Source organism: Agromyces atrinae, assembly GCF_013407835.1.
In the GTDB taxonomy this organism is placed as follows: Bacteria; Actinomycetota; Actinomycetes; order Actinomycetales; family Microbacteriaceae; genus Agromyces; species Agromyces atrinae.
Window position 1 is genome coordinate 3,120,196 of record NZ_JACCBI010000001.1, and the last position, 15,827, is coordinate 3,136,022.

8 protein-coding genes are annotated in these 15,827 nt (G+C 69.4%); 4 read left to right on the forward strand and 4 right to left on the reverse strand.

Annotated features, from left to right (window positions below):
- Positions 1 to 131 precede the first annotated feature (131 nt).
- Entirely contained in the window at positions 132 to 1,298 is a 1,167-nt protein-coding gene (locus BJ972_RS14460) for an RtcB family protein (protein ID WP_129176236.1), read from the forward strand.
- A 112-nt stretch (positions 1,299 to 1,410) separates the two neighbouring features.
- Here BJ972_RS14460 and BJ972_RS14465 read toward each other — a convergent pair whose 3' ends face one another.
- Positions 1,411 to 2,058, reverse strand: coding sequence for an alpha/beta hydrolase family protein (locus BJ972_RS14465; protein WP_241830863.1), 648 nt, complete (start codon positions 2,056 to 2,058; stop codon positions 1,411 to 1,413).
- A gap of 67 nt (positions 2,059 to 2,125) precedes the next feature.
- On the reverse strand, positions 2,126 to 2,419 hold the full coding sequence (locus BJ972_RS14470; protein WP_129176232.1) for a DUF1905 domain-containing protein: 294 nt from the start codon (positions 2,417 to 2,419) through the stop codon (positions 2,126 to 2,128).
- A gap of 245 nt (positions 2,420 to 2,664) precedes the next feature.
- Here BJ972_RS14470 and BJ972_RS14475 point away from each other — a divergent pair, with 245 nt between their 5' ends.
- Positions 2,665 to 3,261: a hypothetical protein gene (locus BJ972_RS14475; RefSeq protein WP_129176230.1), complete on the forward strand. Its 597-nt coding sequence runs from the start codon at positions 2,665 to 2,667 to the stop codon at positions 3,259 to 3,261.
- Positions 3,262 to 3,472: 211 nt separating this feature from the next.
- Here the strand turns inward: BJ972_RS14475 and BJ972_RS14480 are convergent, their stop codons facing one another.
- Positions 3,473 to 4,312, reverse strand: coding sequence for an NAD-dependent epimerase/dehydratase family protein (locus tag BJ972_RS14480; protein WP_129176228.1), 840 nt, complete (start codon positions 4,310 to 4,312; stop codon positions 3,473 to 3,475).
- A gap of 225 nt (positions 4,313 to 4,537) precedes the next feature.
- Between BJ972_RS14480 and BJ972_RS14485 the strand changes: the two genes are divergently transcribed.
- Together BJ972_RS14485 and BJ972_RS17000 are read left to right on the forward strand one after the other, a co-directional pair.
- Complete coding sequence (locus BJ972_RS14485) at positions 4,538 to 10,744, forward strand: OmpL47-type beta-barrel domain-containing protein (protein WP_129176226.1); 6,207 nt, start codon at positions 4,538 to 4,540, stop codon at positions 10,742 to 10,744.
- A gap of 168 nt (positions 10,745 to 10,912) precedes the next feature.
- Positions 10,913 to 15,193, forward strand: a complete 4,281-nt coding sequence (locus tag BJ972_RS17000) for an OmpL47-type beta-barrel domain-containing protein (RefSeq protein ID WP_206736537.1) — start codon at positions 10,913 to 10,915, stop codon at positions 15,191 to 15,193.
- Positions 15,194 to 15,267: 74 nt separating this feature from the next.
- Here the strand turns inward: BJ972_RS17000 and BJ972_RS14495 are convergent, their stop codons facing one another.
- Positions 15,268 to 15,798 (reverse strand): peroxiredoxin, encoded by a 531-nt coding sequence (locus BJ972_RS14495; RefSeq protein ID WP_129176224.1) that lies wholly within the window; start codon positions 15,796 to 15,798, stop codon positions 15,268 to 15,270.
- Positions 15,799 to 15,827: the final 29 nt, after the last annotated feature.

Here is a 15,827-nt window from a genome sequence, read left to right on the forward strand (position 1 = left end):
TCGTCTTCCGCCACTCGACTCCGCACACTGACATCCGTCACCCCGTGCCGTCGAGGCTCGGGGTTCTTCCTGTCTTCGCGAGACCGGACCCTCGGGCCGCCGGTCATCACCGCACCAGACAGGAAAGGATCATGGAGAAACTCTCCTCACGACTCGTCTCGTGGGCGAGCATCCTCGACGAGAAGACCGTCGAGCAGGCCCGCACCGCATCGACGATGCCGTTCATCTACCCGCACCTCGCGCTCATGCCCGACGCACACCTCGGTCGGGGCGCGACGGTCGGCTCGGTCATCCCGACGCTCGGGGCAATCATCCCGGCGGCCGTCGGCGTCGACATCGGCTGCGGCATGATCGCCGTGAAGACGGCGTTCACCGCGACCGACCTGCCGAGCGATCGCCGCGCCGTCCGCGAGCAGATCGAGCGCGCCATCCCGCTCTCGGCCGGCCGCTACAACCGGAAGGTCGTGCAGACGGCCGAGCCGCGCATCGCCGAGCTCGAGGAGCTCGCCGAGCAGAAGGGCTTCGACCCGGCGACCTACGCGGGCAACTGGCGCGAGCAGCTCGGCACGCTCGGCAGCGGCAACCACTTCATCGAGATCTCGCTCGACGAGGATGACGCGGTATGGCTGTTCCTGCACTCGGGCAGCCGCGGCGTCGGCAACCGCATCGCGGGGCACCACATCGGTGTCGCGCAGCGGCTCGCGAAGCAGTGGTGGATCGCGCTGCCCGACCCCGACCTCGCCTACCTCGTCGAGGGAACGCCGGAGTTCACGCGGTACATCGCCGAGTTGCGGTGGGCCCAGCACTTCGCCCTCCTCAACCGCGAGGAGATGATGGACCGCGTCATCCGTCAGGTGAGCGAGTGGGTGGGCGAGCCGGTCGACGAGGTCGAGCGGATCAACTGCCATCACAACTTCACCGAGAGCGAGATGCACTTCGGCAAGCGGGTGTGGGTGTCGAGAAAGGGTGCGATCCAGGCGGATGCCGGCCGACTCGGCCTCATCCCGGGCTCGATGGGAACCGCGTCGTACGTCGTCGAGGGCCGGGGCAACCCGGTCTCGCTCAACTCCTCGCCGCACGGCGCGGGGCGCGAGTACTCGCGGTCGGCCGCGCGGCGCACGTTCACGCACGAGCAGTTGCGGGAGGCGATGGCGGGCATCGAGTACCGCGACACGGATGCCTTCATCGACGAGATCCCGCAGGCGTACAAGCCGATCGATCGCGTGATGGATGACGCGGCCGAGCTCGTCACGATCCGGCACACGCTGCGCCAGATCGTGAACGTCAAGGGCGACTGACTGGGGCAGGGCTTCGTGTGTTGCCACTTTCGGCCGGTGTGGGGCGCCCCGCACCGGCCGAAACCGGCAACATGCGTCCCCGCCGGGCGGGGTGAGCGGGGGCGGGCAGGGCTCAGGGGCGGATGACGGCGGCGACGGATGACGCGAGCGAGGCGCCGATCACGTCGGGTGTGCGCTTGTTGCCCTTCACCTCGAACGAGTGCCCGCCGCCTTCGATCCAGTCGACGGTCGCGGTCGGGAGCTTCGCGAGCACGCCCTCGAGCAGCGGGCGCTCGGCGAAGGGGTCGTTCGTTCCCTCGACGAAGAGCATGGGCACGTCGATGCCGTAGAGGTGCTCGTCGCGCAGCTTCTCGGGCTTGCCCGGAGCGTGCAGCGGGTACCCGAGGAAGACGAGGCCCGCGACATCCATGCCCTCGGCGACGGCCATCGACGCCATGCGCCCGCCGAACGACTTGCCCGCCGCCCAGACGGGCAGACCATCGGCGAGTTCGCGCCCCGCGCGGGTCACCGCGTGCCACACCGCGACGGCGGCCGGTGCCCGGTCGGGGAACTTCCGGCCGGCATCCATGTAGGGGAAGTTGAAGCGGAGGCTCGAGATGCCCTCGGTCGCGAGCGCCTCGGTGAACCCGACGAGGAACGGGTGGTCCTTGCCCGCACCCGCGCCGTGCGCGACGATCACGAAGGCGACGGGGTCGGTCGCGTGGGTGAGGGTCGCCGTCACGGCGCCGTCGTCGAGAGGCAGGGAGAGCTCGTCGGTCATCGTTCCATCGTGCCGCACCACGCGCACGCTGCCCACCCGCGCACGTGTCATCGGCCGCACCCGCCGGTCACACGTCGAGCAGTTCGAGCGCGACTCGCACGTCGCCCTCGTCGCCGAGCCCCTCGGCGTCGCGCACGCTCTTCTTGATCGGCAGCACGTAGCACCCGACGTTGGAGTCGGGGAAGATCGACGTCGTCCACCGCGACCCGCCGACCGTGACGCGCACCCGGGCCGACCCGAACCCACGCGGCGGACGCGGAACCTCGCGGATATCGGCCGAGGCCTCGTCAGGCACGGTCACGAAGTACCAGCTGGCACGCGACGGCCATTCCCAGAGCGGTGCCGTGAATTCGAAGCGCATGCACGCACGCTACTCCGGCCGACCGACACCGGTCGAGAGAGCTGGATGGCTCATTGCCAGACTTCTCTCAGTCTCGGCGAACCGCCCCGGAAACGCGGGGGCGCGTCGGCATTCGCACGCGTCATCCGCCCTCGATCGGGGGGTGTTCGGGGATTCCGTCCAAACCGATTCCGGAGTGCTCCCGAACCACCCCTCGTGCAGGGAACGACCCGAGCATGCAGAAATGACGGAAGGAGCTTCGGCTCATGAACACGTTCACGAAGCGAGCAGGAATCATCGGATCGGCCGGAGTTGCAGCAGCAGCTCTCGCAGTCGCAGGAATCGCCATGCCGGCGAGCGCGGCGACGGACGACCGCAGCATCGACTCGGTGTCGGCCGACACCACCACCTTCAACTTCCTCGACTACCTCGAGAACAACATCCCGATCGGCGTGGGCGAGGGCGTGCTCGCGGGCGGCGTCCTGAACGGCGGCGTCGTCAACGGACCGCTCGTCGGTGACATCGGATCGGGCAACCAGACCGGCGACATCGGATCCGGCAACGAGGTCGGCAACGGCACCGAGCTCGGCAACGGCAACGAGGTCGGATCGGGCAACGACATCGACGCCCCCGTCGGCAGCGGCAACGACCTGGGCATCGACGTGCCCGTCGAAGCCCCCGTGGGTAACGGCAGCGGCAACGGCAACGACGTGGGCACGGGTGATGTCGGCAACGGCACCGACGTGGGCACCGACATCGGCGGCGACGTCAGCTCCGACGTGAACGATGTCGTCGACTCGACCATCGACCTCGTCGACGACGTGACCTCGGGCCTCGGCCTGGGCGGAATCCTCGGACGCTAGTACCCGAAACGGCGCACCGAGAAGAACGGCGGATGCCGCGGACCGAGAGGTCCGCGGCATTCGCTGTGTCCGGGGGCGTTGCTCTACCCGCGCGACACGCCCGCTTTCGCGCCGAGAGGTCGATTCGTGGGGGTGTGCTCGCGCGAACACCCCGGGGGATTGACCTTTCGAGTGAAGAGTCGAGGGTGGTTAGAGGATGCCGGGGGCGGGCCTACGCGTCGCGCCAGGAGTGCTGCGGGTCGAAGCCGAGCACGCGGCGGGCCTTGTCGATCGAGAGCAGGGTGTCGTTGACGCCGAGGTCTCCGTTCACGGGAACGCCGGGGAAGACTTCCGCGACGAGTTCGGCGTTCGGGCGCGTCATGACGGTGTCGGCCGCGGCGATGATGAAGCGGTCGAAGCCGGGGGAGGCGTGCTCGAGCGCGCGCTCGATCGCCTGGGCACCGTCGCGACCGTCGATGTAGCCCCACAGGTTCCACTTGCGGGCCGTCGCGTCGGCGTCGAACGAGGGGAACTCCGCGTAGTCCTCGGGGTTCATGACGTTCGAGAAGCGGAGCGCCGTGATCGAGAGCTCGGGGTGCCAGCGCACGAGCTCGATCGCGAGCTGCTCCTCGAGGTGCTTGACGAGGGAGTAGACGCTCTCGGGGCGCGCCGCGTACTCCTCGTCGACGGGGATGTAGGGAGGAGGGGTGTCGAACGGCAGCCCCAGCACGGTCTCGCTCGACGCGTAGACGATGCGGTCGATGCCGAGGCGGATCGCGGCATGGAAGGCGTTGAACGTCGACAGGATGTTGTTCTGGAACGTCGCGACGTCGCTCATGATGCCGGGTGCGGGGATCGCGGCGAGGTGCACGAGAGCGTCGACGCCGTCGTGTCGGTCGTCGATGCCGCCGAGGGCGTCGATGACCTGCCCGTAGTCGGTGAGGTCGACCCGCGTGAGCGCCTCGCGGGGCCCGTCGCGGTCGAGGTTCACGACCGAGTGCCCTGCGGCCGTGAGCTCGCGCACGACCGTTCTTCCGAGTTTTCCGTTGCCGCCGGTGACCGCGATTCGCATGAACACATCCTGTCACTCATCCGAGGGTGGCACCAGGCGCGCCAGGAAAGTGGTGAGGAAACGCTTGCACCCCACCAGGGCCGGAAATTCAAGTCACGATGGCCACGCAGCCGAAAATGAGGAGACTTTCCGAAACTTTCCGAAAAGCCTTGCGGACTGCTCTGTCGCCTCGATAGCGTGCCGAGAACATGTCCCGTTCGACGTCGAGCGGGTCGAGGAAGAGGAATGGACAGAGTGGTCTGGGCAACGAGAAGGAGCGGTCGCCGAGCGCGACGCATCGCAGCATCCGTCGCAACAGTCGCCGTGGTGGGAAGCGCCCTCATGGCGACCCCCGCATTCGCGGCCAACGACGACATCGGATATCCGACATTCACGGGCAGCAGTGAGCCGGTCCCCGCGACCGGTGTCACGTATACCCCCGGCAACCAACTGCAGGCGATCTTCGACGCGGATGTCGCTGCGGGCGCCGGCACGGCGACGAACGACTTCTGGGTCGACGAGATGCTCGCGCGCTACGGCACGACGGGCAGCCACGGCGACAACAACCAGTGGCTCTTCACCCGCGGCCGCGCGGCCTTCATGAAGGAGCACACGCCCGGCACCCTCGGCTTCGGCGGCCAGCTCGCCTACTGGGAGTCGATCGACAACCGCGGCGGCTACACGATCACCGCGCGCATCGGCGGCGCCGACGTCGCCCTCACCGAGGCGACGAGCGAGCGCAAGCAGACCCCGAGCTACTGGCGGAGCGTGCACCGCAACGCGGGCGCCGGTCTCGAGATCGTGCAGACGAAGTTCATCACCGACGCGAACGTGCTCGTGACGAACCTCGACGTGCGCTCGACGGGCGGAGCGCTCGACGTCGCGCTCCGGGCCGTCTCGCCGTACGCCCCCACCCCCGTCGGCGACGAGCTCACGGGAACCGTCACCGCTCTCAACAACCTCACGACGATCCACCCGCGCCTCTCGGGCGACGGCTTCGCGCCCGCCGACGGCGCCCTCGTCGCGAACCTCTCCGTACCCGCGGGCGGCACCGTCTCGACGAAGGTGCAGCTCGGCCTCGTGACCGACGAGATCGCCGAGTCGCGCACCGACTACGACGCCATCCGCGCCGAGGGCCCCGCCGACGCGTACCGCGGTCACGTGACCGCCTACAACCAGTGGTGGGCCGACAACATCCCCTACCTCGACACCCCCGAGGACAACATCGACAAGACGTTGTACTACCGCTGGTGGCTCATGCGGTACAACTTCCTCGACGCCGACATCCCCGGCAACGACTACCAGTTCCCCACCTCCATGGAGGGCGTGCTCGGGTACAACAACGCGATCGTGCTGACGACCGGCATGTTCATCGACGACCTCAAGTACTTCCGCGACCCGATCTACTCGTACGGCCCCTGGGTGTCGGCGGGCGAGACGTCGAAGAGCTACAAGTTCGTCGACAACCCCGGCGACCCGGCCAACTGGTCGAACAGCTACACGCAGTACATCTCGGAGGCCGCCTGGCGCTCCTACCAGCTGCACGGCGGACCGACCGAGATCGCGAAGAACCTCGCGACCTACGCCGAGTACGACGTCAAGGGCCTCGTCGACGCCTACGACTTCAACGACAACGGCCTCATCGAGTACAGCTGGGGCGCGATGACGGGTAACGACGCCGACGCGGTGTCGTTCCACTGGAAGCCCGGCAACATGGACCGCACCGAGAACGCCTACCTCTACTCGAACGCGAAGGCCGCGGCATCCGCCTACCGCGTCGCGGGCGAGGACGCGAAGGCCGACGAGATGGACGCGTTCGCCGAGAACATCAAGAAGCAGGTCATGGACCTGCTCTGGAACCCCGACCGCAAGCTGCTCGAGCACCTCCACACGGGTGGCGAGCACGTTCCGTGGAAGGAGATCAACAACTACTACCCGTTCTCGGTCGGCCTCGTGCCGAAGCCGGGCGACGCCGACTACGACGACGACTACGTCGAGGCCCTGCGTCTGTTCGCCGACGACAAGGAATACCCGATCTTCCCCTTCTACACCGCGAACCAGGCCGACCAGGCCGAGTACGGCGGACCGGGGTCGAACAACTTCTCGATCATCAACTCGACCGTGACGTTCCGCATGCTCTCGAAGGTGCTGCGCGACTACCCGACCGACGCGATCGACAACGAGTGGTACAAGAAGCTCCTCTACTGGAACGCCTGGTCGCACTACCAGAACGGCGGCGACAACCGTCTGCCCGATCAGAACGAGTTCTGGTCGAACGGCTCGGCCGACCCGCAGTCGATCGGCTACCGCTCGTGGATCCACCACACGATCCTCGGCACGACGAACTTCACGATGATCGAAGACGCGATGGGCCTCCGCCCGCGCGACGACGCGAAGATCGAGCTCGACCCGATCGACATCGGGTGGGACCACTTCACCGCCAACAACATCCGCTACCGCGACCGCGACCTCACGGTCACGTGGGACAAGCCGGGCGGCGACGACCACTACGGTCCGAGCGTTCCCGACGGCTACTCGGTCTTCCTCGACGGCGAACTCGCCTTCTCGGTCGACGAGCTCACGAAGGTCGTCTACGACCCCGCCACGGGTGAGGTCGAGGTCGAGGGTGACGCGACCGTCACGTCATCCGTCGCCTCGTCGGTGCAGGCCCCCGAGGAGGTGCGCTTCGGCGACGACGCGCGCGTCGTCGACCTGTTCGCGAAGGCCGGAGCGGATGTCTCCGACAGCTCGGGCGGCTCCGCCAACCTCGCGGTCGGCGCGACCGTCGACGCGACGTTCTCGGCCACCGGCCGTGCTCCCGCCGGCGCCGTCAACGGCACGACGATCAACGAGCCCTTCTGGGGAACCGCGGGTTCGCCGAACGCGAGCGACGCGATCACTGTCGAACTCGGCGGCGAGAAGGCCTTCGACGATGTGCGCGTGTTCTTCTACAACACGTCGTCGAGCGCCACGGTGCCCGGCTACTCCGAGCCCGCCGTCTACCGCGTCGAGTACCGCTCGGGCGGCGAGTGGCAGCCCGTTCCGGGTCAGGCGCGCACGCCGGTCTACCCGCGCGGCAACCAGAACCACGTGCAGTTCCCCGAGGTGAGCGGCGACGCCGTGCGCGTCTCGGTGACGCACGCGGCCGGTGTCAAGACGGGCATCAAGGAGGTGCAGGTCTTCCAGACGGGAGTCGAGGCACCGCCGAGCACCAACCAGGCACCGCTCGTGACCGCGTGGCACGACGCCGCCGGTTCGGTCGCCGGGCTCGCGAAGCTCGTCGGCACGGTGAAGGATGACGGTCTGCCCGGTGGTGACATCACGTCGACGTGGTCGGTCGTGAGCGCCCCCGAGGGCGGCCTCGTGATCTTCGACGACGCCGCTGCGGCATCGACGACGGCACGCTTCTCGGCCGAGGGCGAGTACGTGCTGCGCCTCACCGCGTCCGACGGCGAGGAGGAGAGCTCCGCCGAGCTCACGGTCACGGGCGAGGTCGCGACGGGTGGCGTCAACGTTGCCCCGACGGCCACGCCGACCGCCGAGTTCACGGCGGGCTGGAACAACGTCAACGCCGTCAACAACGGCACGATCCTGCACTCCGGCGGCGCCCAGACCGAGATCTGGGGCACGTGGTCGGGTTCGCACCCGGCAACACGCTGGCTGCAGTACACGTGGGCCGAGCCGGTTCGTGTCGCGAGCACCGAGGTGAGTTTCTGGGCCGACCAGACCTCGCCGACGTCGACCGCGGGTGTCAACATCCCGAAGGGCTGGAAGGCGCAGTACTGGGACGGCGCCGCGTGGGTCGACGTGACCGGCGCGAGCGATTACACGGTCGAGCGCAACGCCCCCAACACGGCGACGTTCGACGCCGTGACGACGACGCGCCTCCGCCTCGTGCTGAGCGCCGTCGGAACCGGTGGCACGAACCACGCCGCCGTCGCCGTGAGCGAGTGGAAGGTCTTCGCCGTCGCACCCACCTCGATCGAACCGATCGACGTGCGCACGACGGTCGGCGAGCTGCCGACGCTCCCCGCGACGGTCGACGCGACCTTCGCCGACGGCAGCCACGCCGACATGGCGGTCAGCTGGGCACCCGTCTCGCCCGATCAGGTCGCCGGTGAGGGCAGCTTCACCGTGACCGGCATCGTGCCCGGCTCGCCCGTCTCCGCTCAGGCGACGGTGTGGGTGCGCGCCACGGCCCCCGGCCAGATCAACGCGGTCGACCCGGTCGCGGTCACGACGACGGTCGGTGTCGCTCCGGCGCTGCCGCAGACCCTCGGCGTGCTCTACAACGACGGTTCCCGCGAAGACCTCGCGGTCGAGTGGGACGCGGTCGACGCCGCCGACTACGCGGCCGACGGAGTCTTCACGGTCGACGGTCTCGTGCAGTCCGCCCTCCCGGGCGTGAAGGACGCGCAGGCGACCGTCACCGTCGGCACGGGCGACGGCAGCGGGCCCGACACGCAGGCACCGGTCGCACGCATCGCGCTCGCTCCCGAGGCTCCGGCATCGGGGTGGTACACGGGCGCCGTGACGGTCACCGCGACCGCGACGGACAACCGTGACGAGAGCCCCGCCCTCGAGATCCGCGTCGGAAGCGGAGCGTGGGCGGCGTACACCGAGCCCGTCGTCGTCGACACCGAGGGCGTGCACACCGTGCAGGCGCGGGCGACGGATGACGCGGGCAACGTCTCGAGCATCCCCGAGGCATCCTTCTCGATCGACTCGACCGCACCCGCCGTGACCGTCGTCGCCGACGCCGTGTCGCGCACGGTGCAGCTCACCGTGACCGACCAGGGTTCGGGGCTCGACGCGATCGAGTACCGCCTGGGCGACGCCGCGGAGTGGACGGCCTACACGGGCTCGATCCTCGTCGGGCTCGAGGAGGTCACCGTCGAGGTGCGTGCACGCGACAAGGCGGGCAACACGAGCGAGATCACTCGTGAGGTCGTGCCGGCGAGCGACGGCAACCAGCGTCGGAACGTCGCGCTCCTCGCGACGCCCACGGCATCGGTCACCGCCGGCTGGAACTCGGTCGACGGTCTGAACGACGACGTCCGTCCGACCTCGTCGGGCGACGTCACGCCGAACGACAACGCCAATGTGTGGGGCGCCTGGCCCGAGATCGGTTCGCAGTGGGTGCAGTACGACTGGAGCGAACCGGTCACGATCGGTCAGCTCGGGGTCTACTTCGTCTCGAACCTCGACGGTGCCGGTGTCGGCATCGCGGTGCCGAAGGAGTGGAAGGCCGAGTACTGGGACGCCGAGGCCGGCGACGCGGGCGAGTGGGTCGCCGTGACCCCCGTCGGCGAGTACGGCGTCGAGGTCGACACCTTCAACGTCGTCGACTTCGAGAAGGTCACGACGACGAAGCTGCGTCTCGCGCTCGAGGCCCAGGGCACCGAATCGGGTGCCGGAAGCCTCGGCATCAAGGAGTGGCAGGTCTTCGAGGCTCCCGAGACGCCGACGCCCGACACCGACGCACCCGTCGTCGCGCACACCGTCGCCCCGGCGACGCCCGCGAGCGGCTGGCACCTCGGAACGGTCACCGTCACGGCGACCGCGCTCGACAACCTCGACGCCGAACCGGCGCTCGAGTACCGCTCCGGCGGCGAGTGGACGGCCTACACGGCGCCCATCGAGGTCGCGGTCGACGGCATCACGACGATCGAACTGCGCGCCACGGATGACGCGGGCAACGTCTCGGAGGTGACGAGCGTCGAGGTCAAGCGCGACGCGACGCCGCCCACCGCGTCGGTCGCCTTCGACGCCGACACGCGCACCGTCTCGGTCGGCTCGGCTGACGCGACATCCGGTGTCGCGCTCGTCGAGTACCGCATCGGATCGGGCGCCTGGACCGCCTACGCGACCGCGGTCGCGGCGGGAGACGCCGCGACGACGGTGGAGGCTCGAGTGACGGATGTCGCGGGCAACCTCTCGGCGCTCGCATCGGTCGCCGTGCCGGCGAAGCCTACGGGCCCCGTCGACCCGGTGGACCCCGTCGACCCCGAGCCCACGGGTTCGATCACGGGTGACGAGGTGCTCACGATCGGTGTGACGCAGGTCGCGCCGGGCGGCAGCCTTCCGGTGTCGCTCACGGGCGGTGCTCCGGGAACGGTGTTCCGGGTGGAGTTCCGCTCCGAGCCGACGACGCTCGGAACCCTGACGGTGGATGCCGATGGAAACGCCTCGGGCACCTTCACGGTTCCCGCCTGGGCGACCGCCGGTGTGCACACCGTGGCACTCGTGGTGCCCGACGGCGAGGTGACCGCGCAGGTGACGGTCGTCACGCCCGGAGCGTCGACGCCCGACCCGTCGAACCCCGGTTCGATGGCGAAGACCGGAGTCTCTGAGCTCACCGGCCCGATCATGGGGGCTGCGGCGCTCGCCGTGCTCCTCGGGCTGGCGCTGTCACTCCTGGCGTACCGCGCCCGACGTCGCCGCCTCGGCTGACGTCTGAGGGGGCGGGGCCTCACGGCTCCGCCCCTCACCCCGGCCCCCGTCATCCGCCCCACCCGTCATCCCTCCGCCGTGTTGCCATCCGTGGTGGGTGCTACCCGCCTCGCACCCACCACGAGTGGCAACACACCACCGCATCAGCACCCTGTCGAAGGAGACACGTTGATCGCTTCATCCCGGCGCAGACCCGCCGCGCTCGTCGCCGCCACCGCCGCGTTCGCCCTGCTCCTCACGGGCTTCACCGCGACAGCAGGCGCGCAGACCGCGGCGATCGCGCAGACGCAGAACCCCATCCTCGGCGACGGTTCGGTCTACTCGGCCGACCCCGCGACGCTCGTCGTCGACGACACGCTCTACATCTTCGCCGGGCGCGACGAAGCGGGCGCGACGACGAACGACTTCATCATGAACGAGTGGCAGGCGTTCTCGACGACCGACGTCGACGGCGGATCGTGGGAGCACCACCCCGCGCTCATGCGCCCCGAGGCCGTGTTCGACTGGGCGACGCCGGGCCGCGCGTACGCCGGTCAGGTCGTCGAGGGCGGCGACGGCCGGTTCTACTGGTACGTGCCCGTGCACGAGGCCGCATCGACCTCGCCCGACAAGTTCGGCATCGGCGTCGCCGTCTCCGACTCGCCCCTCGGACCGTGGACCGATCACGCGGGCGGCCCGATCATCTCGCAGGCGATCCTCGGCAACGACGCCCACAACATCGATCCGACCGTCTACGTCGACGACGACGCTCGCGTCTGGATGTACTGGGGCAGCTTCAGCCGACTCCTCGCGACCGAGATCGACGCCGACATGAAGACGCTCCTCGGCACGCCGACGACGATCTCGAGCGGGGTCACCGGCTTCTTCGAGGCCGCGTGGCTCTTCAAGCGCAATGAGACCTACTACCTCGCGTACGCCGCGAACAACGCCGGCCCGACGAGTACGTGCACCCCGGCGAACTACCACGCGTGCATCGCGTACTCGACGGCATCCAGCCCCCTTGGGCCGTGGACGTACCAGGGTCGCATCCTCGCTCCCGTCTCGTCGACGACGAGCCATCCCGCCATCACCGAGTTCGACGGCGAGTGGTTCATGGCGTACCACACGGCCGACGCCGTGGGCGGCAACCACTTCCGGCGCTCGGTCGCGATCGACCCGCTCGAATGGGATGACTCGGTGAGCCCCGCGCGCATCCTGCCCGTCCAGACGACTCCCGAGCGAGGCCTCGACCTGACGCCGCGCTCGAACGTCGCGCCGTGGGCGACGGCCTCGGCGTCGAACGAGCCCATCCCGACGCAGTACTGGATGAAGTCGCTCAACGACGAGATCATCCGCCCCAACCCGCTTCCGCCGGACATGTGGGGCAGCTGGACGGGCACCCGCCCCGCCGAGCAGTGGCTCCAGTACGACTGGCAGACGCCCGTCCGCGTCGACGAGGCACGCATCAAGTTCTGGCGCGACGTCGCGCCCGGCACCGGCAACGGTGTCTCCGACCCGGCGTCGTGGGTGCTGCAGTACTGGAGCAACGGCGCATGGGTCGACGTGAGCGGTGCGAGCGGATACCCGACCTCGACCACGGCCGTGCACACCGTGTCGTTCGACGCCGTGACGACGACGCGCCTGCGTGCTGTGCTGCAGGCGTCGCCGAACTCGGCCACCCCGCCCCAGTACTCGGCGCTCGCCGTCGAGGAGTTCGAAGTGCATCAGGCCGAGGCGTCGGGGTACACCCCCGTCGAGGTCTCGACCCTCATCGGCGTGAACCCCGAGCTGCCCGAGACCGTGGCTCTCGAGTACGGCGACGAGATCGTCGCGGCCCCCGTGCACTGGGATGCCGTCGACGCCGCCGATCTCGCTGCGGCGGGCACGTTCACCGTGAGCGGCATGGCCGAGGGCTACGCCGCGGCCCGCGTCGACGCGACCGTGACGGTGCTCGGCGAGAACCCGTGGCGCGCGAACCTCGCGCTGAGCGGCACGCCCGCGGCATCCTTCACGGCCGGGTGGAACTCGCTCGCCGCGATCAACAACGGCACCCGCCTCTATGAGGGAGGTGCGAACACCGAGGTCTGGGCGACGTGGTCGGGCGACCGACCCGCGAGCCAGTGGGTCGGCTACGAGTGGACCGAGCCCGTGCGGGTCGACGGCGTCGGGGCGCACTTCTGGAGCGATCAGTCGAGCACCGCAGCGGGCAACGGCGTGGCCGTACCGTCGTCGTGGGTCGTCGAGGCGAAGGTCGACGGCGAGTGGGTCGCCGTGACCGGTGCCGACGCCTACCCGACCGAGCGCCTCGCGCCCAACCGCGTCTCGTTCGAGCCCGTGCTCGCGACGGGTATCCGAGCCGTGCTGGCCGCCCAGACCGACGGCACGACGTTCGCGGCCGTGGGCCTCAGCGAGCTCGAGGTGTTCGGCGAGACGCCCGACACAATCGCTCCGACCGTCGAGCTCAGCACGAGCGGAGTCGACGGCGCCGAGGGCTGGTTCCTCTCACCGGTGACGGTACGGGCGACCGCGGCCGACGACCGCGACATCCGTTCTCTCGTCGAACTCGCCGTCGGCGACGGCGAGTGGGCGGCGCACCCCAACGTGCGCTTCGCCGAGACGACGGTGACGGGCGACGGAACGCACGCGGTGCGCGCTCGGGCGACGGATGCCGCGGGCAATGTCGGCGCCGAATCCTCGATCGAGGTGCGCATCGATGCGACGAAGCCGACGGTGACGGGAACGCTCGACGTCGACGCGCGCGCCGTGTCGGCCGAGGCCGCCGATGCTCTCTCGGGAGTCGCGCGGGTCGAGTACGCGATCAACGCGGCGACGGGCTGGGCCGAGTACACCGAGCCGGTCGTCGTCGACGACGAGCGTCACGTCGTGTACCTCCGCTCGTTCGACGTCGCCGGCAACGTGTCGGCGCTCGCGTCGGTCACCGTGCCGCGCTCGTCGAACGCCCCGCTCGAGGGCAACATCGCGCCGATCGCGACGCCGACCGCGTCGTTCACGTCGGGGTGGAACTCGGTCACGGCCGTCAACGACGGATCGGTCACGGGCGCCTCGTGGGGTACCTGGCCGCAGGTCGGAGAGCAGTGGGTGCAGCTCGAATGGGATCGCAGCGTGCCGCTCGAGAAGGTCGGCGTGCAGTTCTTCGCCGACTCGCCCGACTCGGCGAACGCCGGCATGATCCCTCCGCGCACCTGGGCTCTCGAGTACTTCGACCTCGCGAGCTCGGAGTGGCGTGCGGTATCGACGGATGACGCGTTCGAGCGTGAGCGCGACGTGCTCAACGAGGTCGCGTTCGAGGCGATCACGACGACGAAGATCCGCGCCGTCATGCAGGCGTGGGGCACCGCGTCGGCGGGCGGATCGAGCGGCATCCTTGAGTTCGAGGCGTGGGCGGCGGAGACGATCGTCGACCCCGAGCCCGACACGACGGCTCCGACGGTGGCGCTCTCGGTCGATCCTGTCGCTCCGACGAGCGGATGGCACGTCGCCGAGGCACGCGTCACCGCGACGGTCGCCGACGAGACCGACCCGGCCCCGACCGCGCGCTTCCGCATCGGCGCGGGCGAGTGGACGCCGCTCACCGGCCCCGTCACGCTCGCGGAGTCGGGCGAGTCGCTCGTCGAGGTCGAGGCGACGGATGCCGCGGGCAACGTGTCGACGCGCGAGAGCGTGACGGTGAAGATCGACACCGTGGCTCCCGTGACGACGGCGACGGTCGCCGATGTCGCGTACGGGCCCGTCTCGGTCGGACTCTCCGCGACCGATGCGCACTCCGGCGTCGCGTCGACCGAGTATCGGGTGGGCGACGGCTCGTGGACGCCGGTCGACGGCGCTCTGACCGTGTCGACGGTCGGCGACACGGTTGTCGGGTTCCGGTCGACGGATGTCGCGGGCAACGTCGAACAGGCGGGCGAGGTCACGGTGACGGTCGTCGCGAAGCCTGTAGACCCCGTCGATCCCGTGGACCCCGTTCCGACGGTCGTGCTCGGCTCGGGCACCGTCTCGGCGGGCGGTTCGCTCGCGGTCGTCGGCTCGGGCTTCACGCCCGGCGAGTCGGTCACGGTCACGCTCTTCTCGGAGCCCGTGCTGCTCGCGACCGTCACGGCCGACGGCGCGGGCGCATTCGAGACGGTCGTGCGGATCCCCGCCGACACGGCCGCCGGCGTGCACCACATCGAGCTCGCGGGAGTCTCGAGCGAGACGAGCGTGCGCGGAGAGATCGTCGTCACGGCGGTGGCCCCGCCCGTCGCACCGGGTCAGCCGGGTTCGCCGGCCGCTCCGGGTGCGCCGGGTGCGCCGGGTTCCCCGGGCCTCGCGGGAACGGGCTTCGACGCCGGCTTCGGCGGAGCGGCGTTGATGCTCCTGCTGCTCGGTGCGGGCCTCGTGCTCGCGCAGCGCCGCATTCGCGCACTCGCCACGGTCTCGACACGACAGGAGTCCGCCACGCGCGACGAGTAGTTCCCCTGGAGGGGGTGAACGCGGAAGGGCCGGTGCACACGCACCGGCCCTCTCTGTGTCACCGCTTCACTGTGTCACCGCTCCACTGTGTGCTCTGCGCCGTGCTTCAGGTGGTCGAGCAGCTGGTGCGGGTGCTCCTTCGGATCTGCGATGTCGAGATGAGCCTGAGCGATCCGACCGCCGCGTACGACGAGTGTGGTTCGTGAGTAGAGCCTGACGCCGTGGAAGACGAACGTACCGAGCCCCAACTCGTCCGCCAGCGTGAAATCAGGGTCAGAGAGGAGGGGGTACGGCAGATGAAGACGCGCAGCCGCTTCGCGTTGGTACTCCGTGTCTTGGCTCGATAGGCCGAAGACTGAAAAGTTGAGTGCGCGGAACCCGCCGATGAGATCCCGGAACTCACACGACTCCGCGGTGCATCCCTTTGCTCCAGGTACAGCGCTCCACTCGGCTGGTTCGGGGCGATCGGGCCGGCCCGTGCGCGGGTAGATGAACAGCACGTAGTCGCCAAGCTCTCTCGAGGCTAGGTCGATCGTGGATTCGCCCGTCGTGGCACTGAACGTGACATGGGGCATGCTCCGATCGATCAGCGTGGCTATGGTCATCGCGCTCCCTTCCGTAGTGAGAGCCAGAA